The organism is Desulfovibrio piger ATCC 29098, from assembly GCF_000156375.1.
Lineage (GTDB): Bacteria > Desulfobacterota > Desulfovibrionia > Desulfovibrionales > Desulfovibrionaceae > Desulfovibrio > Desulfovibrio piger.
The window spans coordinates 107,424-128,025 of the sequence record NZ_DS996354.1; the positions used below are offsets into that span (position 1 = coordinate 107,424).

General features: G+C 60.4%; 19 protein-coding genes and 1 tRNA gene. 4 read left to right on the top strand and 16 right to left on the bottom strand.

Annotated features, from left to right (window positions below):
• Together DESPIG_RS02550 and DESPIG_RS02555 are read left to right on the top strand one after the other, a co-directional pair.
• Window positions 1–275: hypothetical protein (locus DESPIG_RS02550; RefSeq protein WP_006004678.1), on the top strand; the 275-nt coding region annotated here is incomplete at its 5' end.
• 303 nt (window positions 276–578) lie between these two features.
• Window positions 579–655: transfer RNA gene (locus DESPIG_RS02555), tRNA-Arg, on the top strand.
• A gap of 444 nt (window positions 656–1,099) precedes the next feature.
• Here DESPIG_RS02555 and groL read toward each other — a convergent pair.
• The 7 genes from groL to greA all read right to left on the bottom strand — a co-directional run bounded on the left by groL (window position 1,100) and on the right by greA (window position 6,947).
• Window positions 1,100–2,746, bottom strand: a complete 1,647-nt coding sequence (gene groL, locus DESPIG_RS02560; protein ID WP_006004682.1) for a chaperonin GroEL — start codon at window positions 2,744–2,746, stop codon at window positions 1,100–1,102.
• A gap of 60 nt (window positions 2,747–2,806) precedes the next feature.
• Complete coding sequence (gene groES / locus DESPIG_RS02565; RefSeq protein WP_006004684.1) at window positions 2,807–3,097, bottom strand: co-chaperone GroES; 291 nt, start codon at window positions 3,095–3,097, stop codon at window positions 2,807–2,809.
• Window positions 3,098–3,588: 491 nt separating this feature from the next.
• Window positions 3,589–4,026 (bottom strand): ACT domain-containing protein, encoded by a 438-nt coding sequence (locus tag DESPIG_RS02570; protein WP_006004690.1) that lies wholly within the window; start codon window positions 4,024–4,026, stop codon window positions 3,589–3,591.
• An 11-nt stretch (window positions 4,027–4,037) separates the two neighbouring features.
• On the bottom strand, window positions 4,038–4,244 hold the full coding sequence (locus DESPIG_RS02575) for a twin-arginine translocase TatA/TatE family subunit (RefSeq protein WP_006004692.1): 207 nt from the start codon (window positions 4,242–4,244) through the stop codon (window positions 4,038–4,040).
• A gap of 86 nt (window positions 4,245–4,330) precedes the next feature.
• On the bottom strand, window positions 4,331–5,188 hold the full coding sequence (locus DESPIG_RS02580; protein WP_006004694.1) for a D-alanyl-D-alanine carboxypeptidase family protein: 858 nt from the start codon (window positions 5,186–5,188) through the stop codon (window positions 4,331–4,333).
• A 5-nt stretch (window positions 5,189–5,193) separates the two neighbouring features.
• Window positions 5,194–6,297: an AI-2E family transporter gene (locus tag DESPIG_RS02585; RefSeq protein ID WP_006004696.1), complete on the bottom strand. Its 1,104-nt coding sequence runs from the start codon at window positions 6,295–6,297 to the stop codon at window positions 5,194–5,196.
• A 161-nt stretch (window positions 6,298–6,458) separates the two neighbouring features.
• On the bottom strand, window positions 6,459–6,947 hold the full coding sequence (greA, locus tag DESPIG_RS02590) for a transcription elongation factor GreA (protein WP_040369181.1): 489 nt from the start codon (window positions 6,945–6,947) through the stop codon (window positions 6,459–6,461).
• A 242-nt stretch (window positions 6,948–7,189) separates the two neighbouring features.
• On the opposite strand from greA, the gene DESPIG_RS02595 reads away from it, so the two are divergent.
• Together DESPIG_RS02595 and DESPIG_RS02600 are read left to right on the top strand one after the other, a co-directional pair.
• Window positions 7,190–8,770 (top strand): putative bifunctional lysylphosphatidylglycerol flippase/synthetase, encoded by a 1,581-nt coding sequence (locus DESPIG_RS02595; protein WP_006004702.1) that lies wholly within the window; start codon window positions 7,190–7,192, stop codon window positions 8,768–8,770.
• Between the two features lie 327 nt (window positions 8,771–9,097).
• Window positions 9,098–9,844 carry a Rossmann-like domain-containing protein gene (locus tag DESPIG_RS02600; RefSeq protein WP_211204909.1) on the top strand — a complete coding sequence of 249 codons (747 nt, stop codon included), beginning with the start codon at window positions 9,098–9,100 and terminating at the stop codon, window positions 9,842–9,844.
• 424 nt (window positions 9,845–10,268) lie between these two features.
• On the opposite strand, the gene DESPIG_RS02610 is transcribed toward DESPIG_RS02600, so the two are convergent.
• The 9 genes from DESPIG_RS02610 to nikA all read right to left on the bottom strand — a co-directional run bounded on the left by DESPIG_RS02610 (window position 10,269) and on the right by nikA (window position 20,396).
• Window positions 10,269–11,813: an outer membrane homotrimeric porin gene (locus tag DESPIG_RS02610; protein ID WP_006004710.1), complete on the bottom strand. Its 1,545-nt coding sequence runs from the start codon at window positions 11,811–11,813 to the stop codon at window positions 10,269–10,271.
• A gap of 25 nt (window positions 11,814–11,838) precedes the next feature.
• Window positions 11,839–12,903, bottom strand: a complete 1,065-nt coding sequence (locus tag DESPIG_RS02615) for a LysR family transcriptional regulator (protein ID WP_147589147.1) — start codon at window positions 12,901–12,903, stop codon at window positions 11,839–11,841.
• A gap of 44 nt (window positions 12,904–12,947) precedes the next feature.
• Complete coding sequence (locus DESPIG_RS02620; protein WP_081446800.1) at window positions 12,948–13,883, bottom strand: M14 family metallopeptidase; 936 nt, start codon at window positions 13,881–13,883, stop codon at window positions 12,948–12,950.
• Between the two features lie 23 nt (window positions 13,884–13,906).
• Window positions 13,907–15,265 (bottom strand): MATE family efflux transporter, encoded by a 1,359-nt coding sequence (locus tag DESPIG_RS02625; protein WP_006004716.1) that lies wholly within the window; start codon window positions 15,263–15,265, stop codon window positions 13,907–13,909.
• A 13-nt stretch (window positions 15,266–15,278) separates the two neighbouring features.
• Complete coding sequence (locus DESPIG_RS02630; RefSeq protein WP_006004718.1) at window positions 15,279–16,133, bottom strand: ABC transporter ATP-binding protein; 855 nt, start codon at window positions 16,131–16,133, stop codon at window positions 15,279–15,281.
• Entirely contained in the window at window positions 16,130–16,966 is an 837-nt protein-coding gene (locus tag DESPIG_RS02635) for an ABC transporter ATP-binding protein (RefSeq protein ID WP_006004720.1), read from the bottom strand. Before DESPIG_RS02635 ends, DESPIG_RS02630 begins: the two co-directional genes overlap by 4 nt.
• Complete coding sequence (opp1C, locus tag DESPIG_RS02640; protein WP_006004722.1) at window positions 16,963–17,787, bottom strand: nickel/cobalt ABC transporter permease; 825 nt, start codon at window positions 17,785–17,787, stop codon at window positions 16,963–16,965. The genes DESPIG_RS02635 and opp1C overlap by 4 nt, the downstream gene beginning before the upstream one ends.
• Entirely contained in the window at window positions 17,788–18,729 is a 942-nt protein-coding gene (gene opp1B, locus DESPIG_RS02645; protein ID WP_006004724.1) for a nickel/cobalt ABC transporter permease, read from the bottom strand.
• Between the two features lie 77 nt (window positions 18,730–18,806).
• A complete protein-coding gene (gene nikA / locus DESPIG_RS02650; RefSeq protein WP_006004726.1) occupies window positions 18,807–20,396 on the bottom strand; it encodes a nickel ABC transporter substrate-binding protein in 1,590 nt (529 codons plus the stop codon).
• Window positions 20,397–20,602 lie beyond the last annotated feature (206 nt).

Genomic DNA, 20,602 nt, shown 5'->3' on the forward strand with positions numbered 1-20,602 from the left:
CCGCGCCCGCCGCTGGCGGGCAGGCCGCTGTGGCCTCTGCCCCTGCTGCGGCTGCGCCTGCCTCGCCTGTGGCGAATCTGCTGGGCTATGACACGGCCAACTACTGTACTCAGCTCTCGCAGGGCAATGCGGACATTATGCAGCAGTGTACTGCTGCTGAGACCGCAGCTACGGCGGCTTTCCGCCAGTGTGTGGCCATGTCCAGCGGCCTGAACGGTATCGGCAGTTATGATGCTCTGCTGCGCTGCCTGCGCGGTACGCCCGCTGCCCAATAGATCGGGCTTTCTGTAACCACAAGAAAACCGCCCCGTCTGATGTTTTCAGGTGGGGCGGTATCGTTGTTATGGAAATAGGTGGGAGGCTCTCCTTTTTTAGAAGACCAGTCGGGGCTCTGCCAGCATCCTGTCGATATCCGCGTATGGGATGGAATGCTTTTTTAGCAAGTTTTCGAGGATAGGGCGGTCCCACAAGATGACGCCCGGAAACTGCGCCGCGAAGCAGCCTTTCAAAAAAATTCGTTTTCTCTCCCCAAGATTGTTGACAAGCGGTCCGCATTTCTATAAGAACACCCTCACGACGCGCTCGTAGCTCAGCTGGATAGAGCAACAGGCTACGAACCTGTAGGCCAGGAGTTCGAATCTCTTCGGGCGCACCACAACAAAAACAAGCGGTTAGCTGTAAAAGGCTGACCGCTTTTTTTGTATCTGCTTTCCGGCAGCGAGAGGATGTGAAAAGTTTGTGTGCTCCGTTTCATCGGCATGTCGTCGGTGATGTTCCCCTGTGGAGGTTCGTGGAGCATCCTTGATCTTTTGAGGAAAGAAGAGAGACCCCTTTTGCACTTCGCCCCGAAGAGCCTTTTCAGGCGCGGGATACGGGAATCTTGGGAACGGAGGATATTTTTTAGGGATCGGCCGAGGCAGCCGATCATCCCGGAAATGACATGCGGCGAGCAGGAAAGAGTCGTCCTGCTACCGTACCGTTCGGGAGTTAGAATACTATTGCTCCAACATCTTGGTAGGCAGCCGCCAGATAACAAAAAAAGGCCCCACCGGAAGCGGGGCCTTTTTTATTCAGTCGGAAGCGGGGGCTTCGCGGCGGCTTAGTACATGCCGCCCATGCCGCCCATGCCACCCATGCCGTCAGGCATGGCAGGAGCGTCCTTCTTGGGTTCGGGCTTTTCGGAGATGGCGCATTCGGTGGTCAGCAGCAGGGAGGCCACGGAAGCGGCGTTCAGCAGGGCGGTACGGGTCACCTTCTTGGGGTCGATGACGCCGGCCTTGATGAGGTCTTCGTATTCGCCGGTAGCGGCGTTGAAGCCGAAGCCGTCCTTGCCCTGGCGGACCTTTTCCACAACGATGGAGCCTTCAAAGCCGGCGTTGTGGGCGATCTGGCGCAGAGGAGCTTCGATGGCGTTGCGGATGATGTTCACGCCGGCCAGTTCGTCGTCATCAGCGGGCTTGATGCTGTCGAGCACCTTGGACACGCGGATCAGAGCGGTACCGCCGCCAGGCACGATGCCTTCTTCCACGGCAGCGCGGGTAGCGTTCAGGGCGTCTTCCACGCGGTCCTTCTTTTCCTTCATTTCCACTTCGGTAGCGGCACCCACATGGACCACGGCCACGCCGCCCACCAGCTTGGCCAGGCGTTCCTGCAGCTTTTCGCGGTCGTAATCGGAGGTGGATTCTTCCACCTGGGCGCGGATCTGCTTCACGCGGGCCTTGATTTCGTCGGCCTTGCCGGCGCCGTCAACGATGGTGGTGTCTTCCTTCTTGACCACCACGCGCTTGGCGGTACCCAGGTCGTTGAGGGTCATGTTTTCCAGCTTGGTGCCGGTGTCGTCAGAAGCCACCTGGCCGCCGGTCAGGATGGCGATATCCTGCAGCATGGCCTTGCGGCGATCGCCGAAGCCGGGGGCCTTGATGGCCACGACCTGCAGGGCGCCACGCAGCTTGTTGACCACCAGGGTAGCCAGGGCTTCGCCTTCCACGTCTTCGGCCAGGATCACCAGAGGACGATTGACCTTGGCGACCTGCTCGAGCACGGGCAGCATGTCCTTCATGCTGGAGATCTTCTTCTCAGTGCACAGGATGTAGGGGTTGTCCATCTCGCATTCCATCTTCTCCGCGTTGGTCACGAAGTAGGGAGAGAGATAGCCGCGGTCGAAGCGCATGCCTTCCACCACGTCCATGGTGGTTTCCAGGCCCTTGGCTTCTTCAACGGTGATCACGCCTTCCTTGCCCACCTTGGCCATGGCTTCGGCGATGATGTTGCCGATGGTGGCGTCGGAGTTGGCAGAGATGGTGCCGATCTGGGCGATTTCCTTCTGGTCGCGGGTAGGCTTGGCCAGGTTGGCCAGTTCGCCGATCAGGGCTTCCACGCCCTTGTCGATACCGCGCTTGATGGCCATGGGATTGCGGCCGGCAGCAACCAGCTTCACGCCTTCGTGGTAGATGGCCTGGGCCAGGATGGTGGCGGTGGTGGTACCGTCACCGGCGGCGTCGGAGGTCTTGGAGGCGACTTCCTTCACCAGCTGGGCGCCCATGTTCTCGAACTTGTCGTCCAGTTCGATTTCCTTGGCAACGGTCACGCCGTCCTTGGTGATGACGGGAGCGCCGAAGGACTTTTCGATGGCAACGTTACGACCCTTGGGGCCGAGGGTCACCTTCACGGCATTGGCCAGCTTATCAACACCACGCGCCAGTTTTTCGCGGGCTTTCACGTCGAAGAGAACTTCTTTAGCGGACATTATATTTTCCTCCTGGGAATAATCGAAAAGCGGAGAGTGTGTATGACCGGCGCGTGTGCGTTAGTCGGTCAGGATGGCGAGGATGTCTTCTTCGCGCATCACCAGATGGTCGATGCCGTCCAGCTTGACTTCGGTGCCGGCGTACTTGTTGAAGAGCACCTGATCACCCTTCTTGACGGCCAGTTCAACGCGGGTGCCGTTTTCCAGGACCTTGCCGGGACCGGTAGCGATCACCTGACCCTTGCAGGGCTTTTCCTTGGCGGTGTCGGGGATGTACAGACCGCCGGCGGTCTTTTCTTCGGTTTCCAGGCGCTTGACCAGTACACGATCGTTCAGGGGCTGCAGTTTCATGGTGTCAGATCCTCCAAAAATTTTTATGGCCACGCTTGGGTGGCATGCACAGCGTCCGCGGGGCGGAGCTGAAATTATCGCGTCATGACCGCCGTAAACCATTGCTGCGGTCCCGCAACGGGATAGTAGATAAGACACTCTTTGCGCTTGAAAAGGGGCAAAAAGGAATTTTTTTTGCAGAAAAGTTGTTTTTTAGTATAAAAATAAATTATATTAATATGTTATAAAAATAAAAAACTTTTATGGACCTGTGCTCGCCTTGGTCGTGCGGTGGTGGCCGCCGGAAAAGATCGCGTGGCGGGAAAAGGGAAAAAACAGGGAATCAGTTGCGAAGCCGACGAGGCCGCAGGCCGTGCGCTGCGGCGGGGGACACCGGAGCCGTCGGGAAGACGGAAGGCCCGGAAATGCGGAAGAAGGGACAGGATGATTGCGGGCTGAAAAAAGAAAGGCCCCGCGTGAGCGGGGCCCGGAATGGCTATCTGCAAGATAGGCTAGTCTTTGTTGCCGAACAGCTGGTCCGGCGGCAGGACGGTGAAGCCGTTGGCCTTGAGCAGATCCACGGCCTGGTCGGTCTTGTCGAAACGGAAGATCATGATGGCACAGTCAGCCTCACGGGTGATGAAGGCATACATGTATTCCACATTGATGCCATGCTGCGAGACGAACTGCAGCACGCTGTCCAGACCGCCGGGGGTATCGGGCACCTGCACGGCGACCACGCTGGTGCGGCCCAGGGTGAAGCTGTGTTCCTTGAGAACGGACTTGGCTTTTTCCTGGTCATCAACGATGAGGCGCAGGATACCGAAATCGGAGGTATCAGCCAGGGAAAGAGCGCGGATGTTGACGCCGGCCTCAGCCAGCGTATGGGTCACTTCGGCCAGACGGCCGGCGCGGTTTTCCAGAAAAACGGAAAGTTGTTCAGCTTTCATGGCAGGATCCTCTACGCTTTGGGAGCATCGTCGCCCGAGGTGGGCTTTTTGTCCTTGCCGGGGGTGATGTCGATCTCGTCAGGCTCGGACGAGGCCCGGCGGAAATTTCGGATGGCCCGTCCCAGCCCGCCACCGATCTCCGGCAGTTTGTTGGCGCCAAAGATGAGCAGCACTACGATCAAAATAAGTAACAGTTCCTGCATGCCGATGCCGAACATGGGGGCCTCCCTTGAATGTTGAGCCTTTCAGGCCATTGATTTGAAAAACATACGACGTGAAGGTGCCGAGGTCAAGACGTGTCGCGCTAAAGGACGCCTCGCATGCGTTTGCGTACCTGCTGGGGCGATGCCGGCGCCTTGAACCCGGCCTCGATGAGGCTGTGGGCGACCATATCGCGGGCGGCACGGCTCCTGCCGCCCATGACCACCACCAGCAGGCGGGTCTTGCCGCGGCGTGCCGTGACGATGATGTTGTAGCCGGAGGCCACGGTCCAGCCCGTTTTCAGGCCATCGACACCGGGGATGCCCAGCATGGTGTTGGTGGCTCCCAGGGTACGGCCGTTGAAGCGGAAGGACCGCAGGCTGTGATAGCGCATGGCCTGCGGATGGCTGCGCAGATAGGCGCGGGCCAGGGTGGCCATGTCGCGGGCCGTGGTGCGCTGACCTGCCGCGGGCAGGCCCGTAGGATTCTTGAAGACCGTTCGGGTCATGCCCAGCTGGCGCGCCTTGTGGTTCATAAGGTGGGTGAAATTGCGGCTGTTGCCGCTGATGTGCTGGGATATGGCCATGGCGGCGTCATTGCCCGAAGCCACCGCCATGCCGGTGAGGAGCTGGTCCACCGTGACTTTCTGGCGGGGGCGCAGGCGCATGCTGGAACCGCCCACCCGCGCCGTGGGATGGACGCGGATACTGGTGTTGCGTTTCAGCCGGCCCAGCTTGATGCGGTCCATGACCACATACATGGTCATGACCTTGGTCAGGGAGGCGGGCGGGATGGAAAGATTGGGGTTGTGCTCGTACAGCACCTTGCCGTTGCTCAGGTTGATCATGACGGCGGCACGGGCCCTGCGGGCCGCATCGGCACCGGCAGGCAGCGAGAGCATGGCAAGGACGAGGAGCAGGACGCACAGCCAGCGCCCCGGGATGGTGGGGGAGTGGAACATGAGCTTCAGGCCGTATGGTGGTAGGTTTGATGGGCTTCTTCCACAGCCTGCATGGCGATGGCCAGCAGCACGGGACCGATGATGAGCCCCATGGGACCAAAGCTGCCGAGACCGCAGAGAATGGCGATGATCAGCACGAAGAAGGGGGCATTGATGCCCTGTTGCAGAAAAAGGGGCCGCAGGATGTTGTCCACGCTGGTCACGGCCAGCGTGCCCCAAAGGGCCAGCCCCACGGCGGGCATGGTGGCACCCGAGAACCAGAGGGAAAGACAGAGCGGGCCCCAGACAAGCGCCGTGCCCACGAAGGGGATGGGAGCCACGACCGTGGCCAGCAGCCCCCAGAAGGCGGGCTGCTTGATGCCCGCCACGGCAAAGCCGATGCCGCACAGGACCCCCTGGGCGATGGCCACCAGGACGATGCCCAGCATGACGCCCTGCAGGGCCCGGCGGATGGCCAGGACGAAACGGCGCAGCATGGTGGCCGGGATATGGAATATGCGGGCCGTGATCAGATTGATGCGGCTCGCGTAGGCGGCAAAGATGACCGTGAGCGTCACGAAGAGAAACAGGGTCCAGAGGACGGTCATGGTGCCGCCCAGCACGTCCACGCTGCGGTTGATGAGCAGGCCCATGGTATCGGCCAGCATGGCATCAAGGTTGCTGAGGAACTCCGAGATCATCTTGTCCACTTTGGGATAGTCCGCCAGGCTGTGGCGCAGCTCCTGGAAACGCATGACCCATTCCGGGGGCAGCTGGAAGTTGTTGGCCTGGAGTTCCCGCAACCTGGCCAGACCACCGGCCACCTGGGGCGACACCAGCAGCACCAGGGTGCTGATGGGGATGACCACAGCCGAGAAGATCATGACGATATAGCCGTACAGCGGCAGACGATGGGAGCAGGATATCACGATATGCCCCAGCCTGCCGGGATGGCGCAGACGCAGACGCTTGCGCCAGTGCCGGATCGTGCAGCGCATGCGCCGGTAGACGGGCAACGTGAGACAGGCAAAACACCCGGCCATGACGATGGTGACGGGGTTGGGGCGGAGCAGCAGGAACCAGGCCAGTGCGGCAAGGATGTACAGGAGGCGCGGCAACATGTTGGGCATGCGGGGAACCTTTAAGCGGCAGAATAGGTCTGGGCGAGGATAGCACGCGGGGCCGGAGCTGCCAAGTTCCCTGTGGGAAGAGGGACGACCGCGGGAGAGAAGCCGAAAAAAAGCCCTGTGCAGGGATGCAGCAGGGCTTGGTCGTGTTCCGGTGCCAACGGTTAGTCGAAGATGCTGGAGCCGCGGAAGGTGATGTCCACGATCTCGTAGGTGACGCGGCCGCGCGGGATGTCCACGCTCACTTCGTCGCCCACTTCCTTGCCCAGCAGGGCCTGGCCCACAGGGGAGAGGAAGGAGATGGAACCCTTGGCGGGTTCGGCTTCATCGGGACCGAGGATGGTGTAGGTGCGGCTTTCTTCGGTATCCACGTCTTCCACTTCCACGGTGGAGCCGAAGATGACCTTGTCACCGCTCAGCTTGTCCAGGTCGATCACCTGGTAGAGGGCCATGCGGGACTCGATGTACTTGATGCGCGCTTCCGCCATGCCCTGGCGTTCGCGGGCGGCATCATAACCGGCGTTTTCGCGCAGGTCGCCTTCTTCACGGGCCTCCTTGATGGCCTGGATGATGGCGGGGCGTTCGCTCTTCAGGCGGGCCAGCTCTTCTTCCAGACGCTTGTAGCCCTGCTTGGAAATGGGGATATTGGTCACGGCCATGATACACCTCTGTTCGTCAGATGAAAAAAAAGCGTCCGCTGCGCGGGCAGCGGAGCGCGTGAAAATTGCATTCGTTATTTGGACTATAGCCGTTGCTCCAGTATTGGTCAAGCCCCGCAGGAGAGACGGTCCACCCGTCTGCCGGGCTGCCGCCGGGCATGTTGAGGCTTGCACCGGGAGGCAGCTGCGTATATGGTGAAGATAATTTGAACAACTTCTTACCTTGCCGGAACGCCATGAAAAAATACTTGCGTTACCTGGGGCCCGTACTCATAACGGCACTTTTCGTGCTGGCCATATATCTTCTGTACCATAAACTCAAAGCTTACAGCATCGCCCAGATCAGAGAAAGCATCCAGCAGGTCTCCACAGGCAGTATCTGTTTTTCCATCGGCCTGATGATCGTCAACTACATCATCCTGGTGGGCTATGACTGGCTCGCCCTGAAGGCCATCCACAAATCCCTGCCCCTGCCGCGCGTGGGGCTCGTTTCCCTGGTAGGGCAGGCCGTCAGCTACAATTTTGGAGCCCTGCTGGGCGGTACGAGCGTCCGTTACCGTTTTTATTCGGCCTGGGGATTCTCCCTGGTGGAGATCGTCCGCCTCGTGCTCATGCTGGCCGTCACCTTCTGGGTCGGCGCCCTGGGCCTGTGTGGCGTGGTCTTCCTGCTGGCACCGCCCGTGATCCCGGACGAGCTGCTGGCCAAGATGCCCATCCAGGACGTGCGCTTCCTGGGAGGCATCCTGCTGGCCATCGCCCTTTCCTATCTGGTGCTGTGCTTCACCATCCGCAAGCCGGTGCATATCTTCGGCAAGGAATTCGTCTTCCCCATCCCCCGCATCGCCGTGGCCCAGATGGTCGTGGCGGGGGTGGACCTGATCGCCGCTGCCGCCTGCATGTACGTGCTGCTGCCCGATGATCTGGGCATCGGCTTCATCGACTTCCTGCCCAGCTACCTCATGGCGCAGGTGGCCGTGGTGCTGACCCATGTTCCCGGTGGCGTGGGGGTTTTCGAGCTGGTCATCCTGCATCTGACGCATACTCCGCGCGAGCAGGCCGTTTTTGCCGCGGTGCTGCTGTTCCGTCTGATCTATTTCATCCTGCCTTTGCTTGCCGCCGCGGCCCTGCTGGCCGTGTACGAAGCCCGGCAGAGCCGCAATACCCTGCGGGAAGCGGGCCGGTGGCTTTCGGTGCTTTCCCACTCCATCGCAGCCTACACCACCTTCGTGGGCGGCTGCATCCTGCTGGTCTCCGCCATGTTGCCGACGCTGCCCGCCGTGGTGGCGCAGCTTGATGATTTCCTTCCCCGGTCCCTGCTCATGGGGGGACATCTGGTCTGTGCGCTTTCCGGGGCGTTGCTGCTCTTTGTGGCCTATGGGCTGGAACGGCGCCAGAACCGTGCCTTCTGGATGGCGGTGGTCCTGTTGCTGCTGGGCATCGCAGGGGCCTTGCTCAAGGGGCTTTCCTTCCTGGCCGCCGGTGCAGCCCTGGTGGTGCTGATAACGGTCTGGCTGTCCCGACGCCGCTTCTATCGCTCTTCCTTCTTCTGGGAAGAAGCCATCCCGGCACATTGGCTGGTCCTCGCCTTCGCGGCCCTTGGCCTGGCCATGGGCCTGGGCTGGTTCATCTACCATCCGGCCTGGGACAGGGCCACCCTGTGGGGCTTTGAACAGCATTTCAATGCGTCGCGCGTCCTGCTGGCTGATGTGGGCATCGCTGTCGTGGTCCTGGTGTCGTGGCTCGTCCGGGTCAGTCTGCGGGCCCGCAAGCGCCTGCAGGAACGCAATCTGCAATCTGGGCGCGTCCCGCGTGCCTGAAGCCGAAGCGTATTTGAGGGCTGTCCCGCAAGGGGCAGCCTTTTTCATGGTGGGGCAGGGGACGTGCCGGAGATCTTCCTGCGGGGACAGGCAGGCGGCAGCGGCGGAACTCATCATTCCGGCACGCTTTTTTCTTCGGTCGTACCGGTGAGGATGCCCGGAGGATGGCCGTTCGCTGTATGGCTGCGGGGGCCGGTGTGTGGACGTGTGCCCGTCAAAAATGCCGGACGGCAGACAGCCACGCCGGCTGTTGGCATGATGCCGGTGAGTTCTTTGGGGGTGTCTTTCAGGAATAAAGACGCCCGTTACCATTGGGAGGTATGGACCATGATGACGGAAGAAGCCCTGTACGCCCGGCTCAAGGAGGCGTTGCGTGATGCCATCGCACGGCACCATCTGGATGCGTGTAGTATCAGCCTGAAAAGTCGCGGTCTTACCCCGGAAGAGGCCATAGGCCGGACCGCGCGCACGGACTATCCCATCCTCAATGGCAGGGAAGTCATGCTCCAGGCCCGTTTCGGCGAGGCTCTGGGGCAGGCCTTCACCAGTGCACCGGTGGATTTCGAAGGCTCGCTGGCCGATGTGCTGGCACTGGACACGGCGCAGGATCCCCAGGCAGGCGGGATGCTGGTGGCCACGCTCAATGCCGTCCTGCGCGCCGTGGGCGAGATCGGCAATACGATCCATTGCCGTGACGACGGGCCGGAGCTGTGTGCGGAGCGGTATGCGGCCCTCGTCCGGGAACGCTTCGGCACGCCGCGTATCGCACTGGTGGGGTTCCAGCCTGCGCTGCTGGCTCGGCTGTCCAGGGAATTCAGCGTGCGGGTGCTGGATCTCAATCCCGAGATCGTGGGGACGGTGCGTTCCGGCGTGCTGGTGGAAGACGGCATGGCGGCCTATCAGGACGTGGTGCGGGACTGGGCCGAACTGGTGCTGTGTACGGGCAGCACGCTTTGCAACGGCTCGTTCGTCAACTTTCTGGATATCGGCAAGCCGGTGCTGTTCTTCGGCACCTCCTGCGCCGGGGCGGCGCATATCCTTGGGGCGGAACGCTACTGCCCCATGTCGGCCTGAAGCCTGTCCGGCCGGGCCTGCTCCGGTGATGTCCCGTGCCTCTGACTGTCAGGAGAATGTCGGCTGTCCGACATCATCCTGACGGGTGAAGGGAGCCAGAGTGTCGGCATATGCGGAGGTAAGCATATGACCGACAATGACAGGATAGTTTGTCAGGTACTGGAGCAGCAGCTTTCCCTGCGCTTGCGGGAGGGCTGCCGCGATGTGCTGCTGCACCTTCTGCCTGCTCCCCTGCAGGGGCTGCTGTATATCGCCCTGCGCAGCAGTGCCGCAGGTTATGCCCGGCTGTGGGGGGGGCACCAGCAAGATGGACTGCCGCAGGCAACTGCCCCAAAAGGCGGCGCGCCTGCGACAGGAAGGGGCCCTTTGAGGCGGGCCAGTCCGATGGCGGCGGCAAACAGGGACGGCCCGCGCTTCCCGAAAACTAGAACTTGTAGATGAAGCTCATGTTGACGTTCCAGGCATCTTCGATGCTGTTGGCGCGGTGCCAGCTGCCACCCTTGCTGAAACCTCCCCAGACATCGGACGACTGGTCCAGCCAGAGGGCTATATAATTGGCTTCTACCAGCAGGCGCAGGTTGTCATAGATCTGGTAGGAACTCATGATGCCGAATTCAGCGGCGTAGTCCCGTTGCGTCAGGTAGATGCCGCCATTGGTGTTGACATTATTGAAGTCCGAAGCCGTACCGTACAGGCTGCGGCCTGCATGGCCGGGGACGTCCAGCTCTCCTTTGATGTAGCGGGCCATCCGGGGGGCGTTTGTTCCGTTATAGAAATTGATGCGGATGGTGTGACTAAGCTTGTCGATGAAGCTCAGGTCACGGATACGCGCACCAAAGCCCCATGTGCCGGCCAGGGTGTACCCCAGCACGGCATCGCGGCCGATGGTCCAGGTCCCGAGCGTTCCGAAGCCGGAAAAGCCGCTGGTGCATTCGTTATTGTAGTCGAAGGACGGCAAGCGTTCAGACCCGTTCCTCGGGTTGTCGTCATCGCCGCTGCTGTACCAAGCATAGATACCGGGCGTGCCCCAGTCCAGCTTGTATTCGGCCAGCAGCGAGGCATACCAGCCGCTGCGGTCCAGAGCTTCTTCACCGGAATTGAAGGCGCCGTAGTTGGCGCTCCAGGCCAGCCGGAAGGGATCGGCAGCCGTGATCTCGCCGGTCAGGCCTGCCCAGAATGCCGTTCCGTATGCATAGGCCGAGGTACCATTGGCCTTGTGGGCAGGCAGGGCATACCACGAAGGCCCTATGCCTGAACCGTAGCCGCTGCCATAGTAATCATCGCCGGAGCGGAAGGCATTGCTGCCCACCATGCCCAGCATGGCCCAGGGGGTCAGGCGCACCCCTTCGAAGGTCAGGGGCAGCAGCAGGCCGAACACGTCCACGTTGTCCAGATAACGGTTCGTCCCGTTTGTCCCGCCGCTCCAGTTATCATTGAACGGCCGCGCCCAGAACGCCGTCACGGCGGCATGGTCGCCGAGAGGGGCGGAGACATTGATCCCTGCCACGTCGGCATCGAAGACCTGCGAAGCCTCGGAAGCATAGTCCGGCAGGAAGATGCGCTGGATGCCCATCCGGGTCTTGATGGCCGTGCCGGGGACGACCCAGTCCAGATAGCTGTGCTTTATCTTGACGATGTTGCCGTCGGCCCCCAGAGCGCCGCCTTTGGCGGCGCGGCCCCAGGTGGCGGCGCCGATCTCAAAATAGACCGTCCCCGAAAGGCTTTCCGAAGCGATGGCCTCCAGTTGCAAGCGGACACGCGTCTTGGCTTCGAATTCGTCCTCCCCCCAGCGTCCCCAGCCGGTCACGTGACGGCCGTTACGGTCATTTTTGACGAAGTTCCCCCCTCCGCCGTATTCGAGCATATTGATCCATACGCCCTTGGCCTTGAAGTCCACGGCCTGGCCCTGCTGGGATCCCCCCAGGAGCATGCCGGCCGCAAGGAAAAGGATGGCCAGATGTTTTTTCATGTGTATCACTCCTTTGACAGTAGGTTTACGGTGCTGTTTTTTTGTTTTGGGGATCGCAGAGATATTTTCTGACAAGATTAAGAAATGTTTCATATTCCATGGAAAGAGTCGTGTTCCTTTTCTTGATATAGCCGAAGGAAAGGCATTTCCCGCAGCCGTCTATGGGGATGTCCCGTATGGCATATTTCCTGAAAGAATCGTTCATCAAACGGATGCCGAAACTGCATATATCCGTGTGTAGCAGCATCTCGATGATCTGATTGTCGCTGTTAGTGGAGAAGAGGCTTTTGAAATTTGCCGCTTTGGCCATGCCGACACTGATCCTGTCCAGGTGATGCTCTATGGAAAAAAAGTCATTAACAGGCTGGATGAAGTTGTTGCCATCAAGATCGGAGAAGCGGATGCTTTCCCGGTCATACAGAGGGTTTTGTGGCCCTACGTAGATGCAGGGCTCATGCTGCGAGATCTCGATGAATTCGATGTCCTTGTGGGCAAGGACATGGGAGAAACATTTTCGCTGGTCTTTGGAAAAGTAGACGATGCCGATGTCGGAAATGCCGGTATAGACATTGTCTACGATGTCCTCCACCGTCCCTTCCAGAAATGACATCTTGTATTCATTGTGGTTTATGGCGTTGTACAAAAAGCAGAAAAGCCGCGAGATCATGGTGGACGGATAGCAGGATATGTTGATTTTTTTGTATTTCTTCTGCCGTCCCATCTGCTTCATAAGGCGGACGTTCTGCAGGATGGTGCGGGCCTGGTCGTAAAATTCCCTGCCTGCCTCTGTCAGGGAAACACCGCGGTTGGAGCGGGTGAACAGCGTGACCCCCAGCTCTTCTTCCAGCATGCTGATATTTTTGCTCACGCTGGATTGCGAGGTATACAGGGTCTCGGCGGCCCGTCGTGTACTGCCGAAATCGGCTGTGGTGACAAAATGTTCAAGTTGGCGCAGTTCCATGATGTGCTTGCCGAAAGGGGATGCTGGGGTGGAGAAAGGATGGCCTGCAGGAAGACGCCCGGCAGCGATATTTTTTTCGTGCCGCAAGCAGGGCAATGGGCATGGCGCGCTGCCGCTTCGCCGGGGCAAGCCCGGAAAAACGGACGTTCCGGCACAGGCCGGAAGCTCCTGGACTAGCCGTAAGCCACCAGGGGCGTACCGGCCTTCACGGCCAGAGAGACCGTCATGTACAGGACGATGCCGTCTTTTTCGGCCCGGTAGCAGTCGATGGCACGCCCAAAGATGTCACGTACGGTCCCCAGTATCTCTCCCTGGCTGACAGGAGCCCCGGGAGTGACTTCCGGGTACCAGCACCCCTGATCCTTCGCCGTCAGGTAGACGGCATCGCGGATCTCGCGCTGTTCCCGGTGCGGCGATTCTGCCAGGGGCGGCAACAGCTGCAGATGGGCCAGCAGTGCCCGGATGTCCCGCTTGTAGGCATCCACTTCGGCCCGGGACCAGACGCCGTTGCCGCCCCGTTCGATGAGCAGGGACGGCACGCCGCGCAGAGCGGCGGAGTTATAGGCCCCTGTGGTGGCCGAAGAGAGGACGCGCACGTCCACATCCAGGACTTGCGCAGCCTGGCGTGCCCTGTCTGTGACCTGCTCCTCGGCCACACCGGGGATGAAAACGAAGGGATGCATACTCTCGTGCAGGTCACCGCCGTGCATGTCGGCATAGAAATCGGCGTCGTCCTGCAGGCTGGTGATGAGGTGGGCCAGACGTTCGGCCTGGCTGCCGTCATCCCGGCCTGGAAAGACCCGGTTCAGGTTCTTGCCGTCTTCCGCCACGATCTCGGACAGTCGTTCGCTGAACCCCGAAGCGTTGGCCAGGTGGACGATGGTCAGCCGTCCGGCCACGGCGTCCTGGTCCAGTTCTGACGCCAGCTCTATGGCTGCCTGTATGCTGCAATATTCGCATCCGTGTATGCCGGCGGTAAGCAGCACGCGCGGCCCGGGTCTGTTGCCGTGTATGGTGGTCACGGGCAGGGAGAGGTCACGGTCACGGAGCAGGGCGATCGTTTTTTGTCCTGGGGCGGCTTCCGCCCGCGAAGCTTGATGAAAGTTCATGTACGTCTCTGTCAGGATAAGGTTCAGCAAAGGGCCGCGCTGTCATGCCTGAAGGAAGGCGCGTCACGCAGCCGGGGCCAGTAGCGCAGCAGGAAGAACGACCTGCCGGCATAAAAGATCAGGTATGCGCCCCACAGGCCGTGGTTGCCCCAAAGGGGGACAAAAGCCAGCCAGGCCAGACCAAAAGCCACGAGGGCCTGCAGGGTGGAGAGAAAGACCGGGCGGGTCAGGCTGCTGCCCGTGAACAGGCCATAATAGGTCAGGCCCAGGGCCGCGCATGCCGGGAAGCATATGCCCCAGTCCGCATACCGTTCCGCAGCGGCCAGGACTTCCGGCAAATCGGTGAACAGGCGCAGCAAAGGCGTGTGCCCCAGGGCGTAGATCAGGGTCATGCCCAGCAGGGCCGCCAGGGAGCAGTGCAGAGTAAGGCGCCGTGTCCTTTCCAGAATGGCGGCACAGCTCTGTCCGGCGGCCTTTCCGGCAAATACGCTCGATGTATTGGCGATCCCCTCGAAAACATAGGAGAAGATCAGCATGATCTGGAGGATGACGGCATTGGCCGAGATGGTCAGGGTCCCGAAAGATGCCGTGGTGATCATGAAGATGTTGGTCTGGGTCAGCAGGCAGACCGTACGCAGGAACAGATTGCCGTTGACCCGTGCCATGCGCAGCATTTCCCCCACGCGGACGAGATTGGGGAGCGGGGCAGGGAGGGGAGGCAAGGAATCCCGCATGGCGACCAGTCCGGTGATAGTGGCGAACAGGCAGGCCAGTACGGATGCTGCGGCCACGCCTGAAACTCCCCAGCCGAACAGGCTTACGAAAAGCAAGTCGAGCAGCATGTTGACCGCATTGCCGCCTATCTGCATGAGCAGGGAGGCCCTGATGCGGGCTTGCCCCATGAGCCAGCCCAGTATGGCGTAGTTCAGCAGCGTGAGGGGAGCCGTCCAGATCAGGATATCGTAATAGATCCCGGCTACTTCTCTGGCAGCCGGATCAAGGCGCAACAGGAACATGGCGCCGGAAAAGATGGCATCCCGGCACAACAGGATGAGAGTGCCCAGCAGCAGGGCCATGATGCCCGGCAAAAGGAATGCCTTCCAGGCGGCCTCCGTATCTCCTGTGGCCAGGGCCTGCGCGCTGAACCCCGTGGAGCCCACGCGCAGGAAACCCAGCAGCCAATACAGGGTATTGAAGATGACGGCACCTACGGCCACTCCCGCGATATAGGAAGGGGCGGAAAGGCGTCCCATGACAGCCGTATCCACGGCGCCGATGAGCGGCTGCGTCACCGTGGAGAGGATGAAGGGCAGCAGCATGGCTGCATATTCCCTGCGGGAGGGGGCGGTCAGGGCGGCCGCCTGGGTAGGAACCGGGGGCATGAATCTATCCTTCTCAGGCAATGGCCGCGTAACGATCCTGCCCGGTGCGGGAAGCCCCGCTGCCGTGCTCCACACCGATGCCCATGACGGATCCCAGCAGGTTGCGGGCATAATCGTTACGGATCATGGTGATGCACCGGATATCGTCCACCTGTTCCACGATGGTGCCGGCGTCGATAAAAACGACCCGGTCACACAGGTAGGTGATGCTGGTCAGGTCGTGGGTGATGAACAGGTAGGAAAGCCCCAGATCCCGGCGCAGCTCGATGAGCAGATCCATGATCTGCACCTGGGTGGAAGCGTCCAGCGAGCTGATGGCCTCGTCCAAAAGGATGATGCGCGGCCGGATGGCCAGGGCACGGGCGATGCATACGCGCTGCAACTGACCGCCGCTCAGTTCATGGGGATAACGGGAGATGAACGCGGCCGGCAGGCCCACCTGCTCCAGAAGCTCGCAGATTCGGGTGCGGCGGTCCATGCGCTGGCCCGTACTGCGTTCCAGGGCCCGCAAGGACTCCCCGATGATATGTTCCACCCTGAAACGGGGATTGGCCGAAGAGGTATAGTCCTGAAAGACGACGGAAAGGCTGTGGTGCAGGGCGGCAGCCTCGCGGGCGGAGCGTCTGGCATACAGATCCAGCCCGTTGATGCGCACTGTGCCCCGCTCCGGTTTTAGCAGCCCGGAAAGCACACGCCCCAGAGTGCTCTTGCCGCTGCCGGACTCACCGATGATGCCCAGGCATTCCCCCTCGCGGAGGCTCAGGGAGATGCCGCGTAAGACCTGCTGCCGTTCCCGGCCGAACAGGCTTTTCTGGTTTTCCTTTTTGAATGAGACGTGGATGTCGTCTGCGTGGAGCAGGGTGTTCATGCAGGTATCCTTCCGGGGACAGGAGCATGCAGCGCATCCAGGAAGCGGTGCATGACGGCCCTGTGCTGTTTGATGAGGTGTCGGGTGTAGGTGTCCGTGGCGTTGTCGAAGATCTCTTGTGCCGTACCGCTTTCCACCGCCTTGCCGTCATGCATGACGATAAGCCTGTCAGCGATGAGCGACAGCACGCCAAGGTCATGCGAGATGAAGATCATGGAGACTTCCCCGCGCTGCTTGATGCGCAGGAATTCCTGCATGATGGCATACTGGCTGATGGAGTCGATGGCTGTCGTTGGCTCGTCGGCGATGATCAGCGAAGGCTGCATGCAGATGGCCAGCCCGATCATGACGCGCTGCAACATGCCGCCCGAGAGCTGGTGCGGGTACTTGCGCAACACGTCCGCCGGGTCGTGGATGCGCATCAGGCGGAGTATGTCCCCCATCCTTTTTTGCAGGGGCCTGCCTTTCAGGGCGGTGTGCTCCTGCAGTGTCTCGGCCATCTGCTCCCCGATGCGGTACAGGGGATCGAAGCAGGACATGGGATTTTGCAGGACCATGCTGATCTTGCCGCCCCGCAGGCGGCGCAGCTGTTCCGGTGTCTGGCTCAGCAGGGGCCTGCCTTCAAAGCGGGAGCTGCCGGTGACCTGGAAGTTGTCGTCCAGCAGGCCCAGCAGGGCCTTGCAGGTCATGCTCTTGCCGCTGCCCGATTCTCCCAGGATGCCCAGGCATTCTCCCCTGGCCACGGAAAAGGAGACCCGGTCCACCAGCTGCACCAGACGCTTCCCCTGACGGAAGTGGACGGACAGATCCCTGACGGTGAGGATATCGTTCATTGGCGCACCGCCTTGGGATCGAGGGCGTCGCGCAGGCAGTCGCCCAGCATGTTGAAGGCCCCTACCAGCACCACCACAGCGATACCGGGGACGATCATCTGCTCGGGGTTGGAGACCATGACGTTCTTGGCTTCATTGAGCATGGCGCCCCATTCGGGCACAGGGGCCTGGACGCCCAGCCCGAGGAAGGAGAGTGTAGAGATGTTGAGGATGGCCCATCCTGTATCCAGCGAGGCCAGTACGGCCAGTTCTGCGGCGATGCAGGGAAGCATGTGCCGTGTGAGGATATAGAAGTTCCCGGAACCGATGCTGCGGGAGAAAAGCACGAAGTTCATGCCCGTATACTTGATGGTCGCAGTGCGGATCATGCGGGCGTACCAGGCCCATTTGATAAAGATGCTGGCAATGACCACATTACGGATGTCCACCCCCAGCAGGGCGACCACGGCCAGGATGATGATCTGGCTGGGGAAGGAGAGCATGACGTCCACCACACGCATGATGACTTCGTCCACCGTGCCGCGGAAGTAGCCTGCGGTGATGCCCATGATCACGCCCAGCCCGATGGTGCCCAGCATGGTCAGCAGAGAAAGAAAGAGCGTGGGCCGTATGCCGAAGAGCATGCGCGAGAACACGCAGCGCCCCAGATGGTCCGTGCCCAGGGGATATTGCCAGGAGGGGCTGTCGAATTTGTTGAGGATGTCGTTGGCATAGGGATCGTTGGGCGCCACCCACGGGGCAAAGATGCCCAGCAGGGCCGTGACCAGGACGATCCCCATGCACAGCAGGGCCATGGGATTCTTGAAAAGTTGTTGCAACATTTACGCTTTCCTTTCGCGCAGGCGCGGGTCGGCCACATACTGCAGGATGTCGAAGAACAGATTGAAAAAGACGAAAAGCACGCCTACCAGCAGCACATAGGCCTGGATGACCGGGTAGTCGCGATTGAAGATGGAGGCGATGCACAGACGCCCCACACCCGGCCAGGCGAATACGTTCTCCACCACGATGGTGCCGGCGATGAGCTGGGGGATGCTCATGCCGATGGCGGTCACGCAGGATTGCAGGGAGTTCTTCAGGATATGGCGTACGAGGATGCTGCGCTGCTTCAGGCCGCGGGCCTGGGCATAGAGCACATAATCCTCGCGCATGTTTTCCAGCATGTTGTTGCGGATCAGGCGGATATAGGTGGAGATGTAGCTCAGTGCCACGGTGAAGGCCGGCAGGATAAGGCTGGAAAATCCCCCGTAGCCGCTGGTGGGCAGCAGGTCCAGCTTGATGCTGACGATCCAGATAAGCAGCAGGCCTACCCAGTAAACGGGCATGGCCGTGGTGGCAAAGACCACGCCGCGCATGATGCGGTCGAACCATGTGTCCTTGTAGACGGCGCTCAGGAAGCCGATGGGCAGGCTGAGCACGATAACGTAGACCAGCGAAAGCCCGGCCAGTTCCAGGGTGGCCGGCAGACAGCGGCCTATCTCGCCAAGCACCGTCCGCGCAGGGTTGGTGTAGCTCACGCCCAGGTCGAAGTGCAGGCAATCCCAGAGCCAGTGGGCATAGCGTACCAGAAAGGGCTGATCCAGACCCAGTTCAGCACGGGTCTGGGCGATGAGTTCTTCCGTAATGATGGGGGTCTGGCGGATGCGCAGGGCCACCTCGGCAGGATCGGAAGGGATAAGGTTGATAAAGACGAAGCACAGGAAGGATATGCCCAGCAGCAGGGGCACGGTGGCCAGCAGGCGCATGATGATGTAGTTTTTCATGAGGCGATCCGGGGGGAAAGACAGGGAAGGGCCAGCCTGTGGCGGGATAGCCCTTCCCTGCGGGGACTTCCGTCCCGCTATTTCCCTTCAAAGTACATTCTGGTGAACGGCACTTCGTACTGGGTCTGGTTGAAGCCCACCCCCTTGAGGCGCTTGGTGAAGAGCGCCTTGTTGGTCTCGTAGGTCAGGGGGATGTAGATGGCATCCTCATGCAGATGGGTCAGGGCAAAAGTGAAAAGCTCCTGCCTGCGGACCGGATCGGTGGAGGACATGATCTCCGTGATGGCCGCATCGATCTGGGCCTTGTCGGGCAGGGAAAGCTGGGCGGCATAATCACCGTAGACGCGCTGGCGCATGGCGGCCATGGAAGACTGCGGGTCGTAGGGCATGCCCCAGCAGATGTTGAAGATCATATCGAACAGGCCGTTCTTCATGTTGTCGCGATAGGACTGTTCTTCCTCGCCGCGCAGGCTCACCCTGATGCCGAGCTTGCCGTATTCATGCTGCAGGTATTCAGCGATGGTCTTTTCCGTCACGCTGTTGCTGTTGTAAAGCAGCCCCAGCTCCATGCGCTTGCCGTCCTTCTGGCGAATGCCGTCGGAGCCTGGTTTCCAGCCGGCTTCGTCCAGGATCCTGGCGGCCTTGGCCATGTCATACTCGTAGGGTTTCAGATCGATGTCGCAATAGGGGACACTGCGGGCATACAGCGTATCCGCGGGAAGCTCGGTATTGTGGAACACCCCCTTGGCGATGGCGACACGGTTGGTGGCATGCTGCAGGGCCTTGCGGACATGGATGTCGGCAAGTACGGGATTCTGGCCGTTGAGGACGATATGCCGGGTGGAGGTGGGGGCGGAAAGGGCAACGCCAAAGTCCTTGCTGTCCCTGTATTTGTTCAGGGCATCGGCATCCAGCATGTTCTTGCCCCAGATCAGGTCAATCTCGCCTTTTTCCAAAGCCAGGATACGCGTCTGGTTGTCAGGGATGACCTTGACCACTACACGCTTGATCTTGGGCTGTTCGCCCCAGTAGTTCTCGTTGGCCTCGAACACGGCGTATTCGTCCGTGACGACCTTGGTCAGCTTGTAGGGCCCGGTTCCTACATAAGCCGTCACGCCGTTCTTGGTGGAACCGTTCTTCATGGCCTTGGGCGAGATGATGGCAAAGGGACGGGTCACGCCCAGTTCCGTGAGCATGGGCCAGTAAGGGGCTTTCATGAAGATGCGGAAGGTATGGGCATCAGGGGCATCCACCTTTTCCAGCAGATGCATCATCTCCAGCCAGGTATGACGGGCACGGTTTTCCAGGATGGCGTCGAAGTTTGCCTTGATGGCAAAAGCATCGCACGGGGTCCCGTCAGTGAAGGTCACGCCCTTGCGGATGTGGAAGGTGTAGACCTTGCCGTCGGGCGAGATGTCCCAGCTTTCGGCCAGGCAGGGCTTGTAACCGTCGGCCGTGATGTCCACCAGGGTCTCGAAGATCATTTCCTGCGCGTACATCTCACCGGCATACAGATGGGGATTGAGATCACGGACATCCCGGTAATTGACAAAATTCAAAGTGTCGGTGGCAGTATCCGTGGCCCGGGCATCAAGGCCGGGGAAAAGGAATGTCCCTGCCAGGGCAAGAGAGAAGGCCAGCTTGCCGAATGTGGAATGAATGGTCATGCAGTCCGTCCTTTGTTGTGGAATAAAAATTCATTTTCATTTCCAAGTAAGTCTATGCCACAGTCTGCTGATGCCGCAAAATACTTTTTTCCCATTACCCGTGATAGGAAAGGAGAATCACAGCAGGGCGGATCATGGGCATCCCAGAAGCTCTCCAGACGTTAAGGCAAAGGCCGCAGAAGGCAGGTGCAGCAGGGGATATGCTG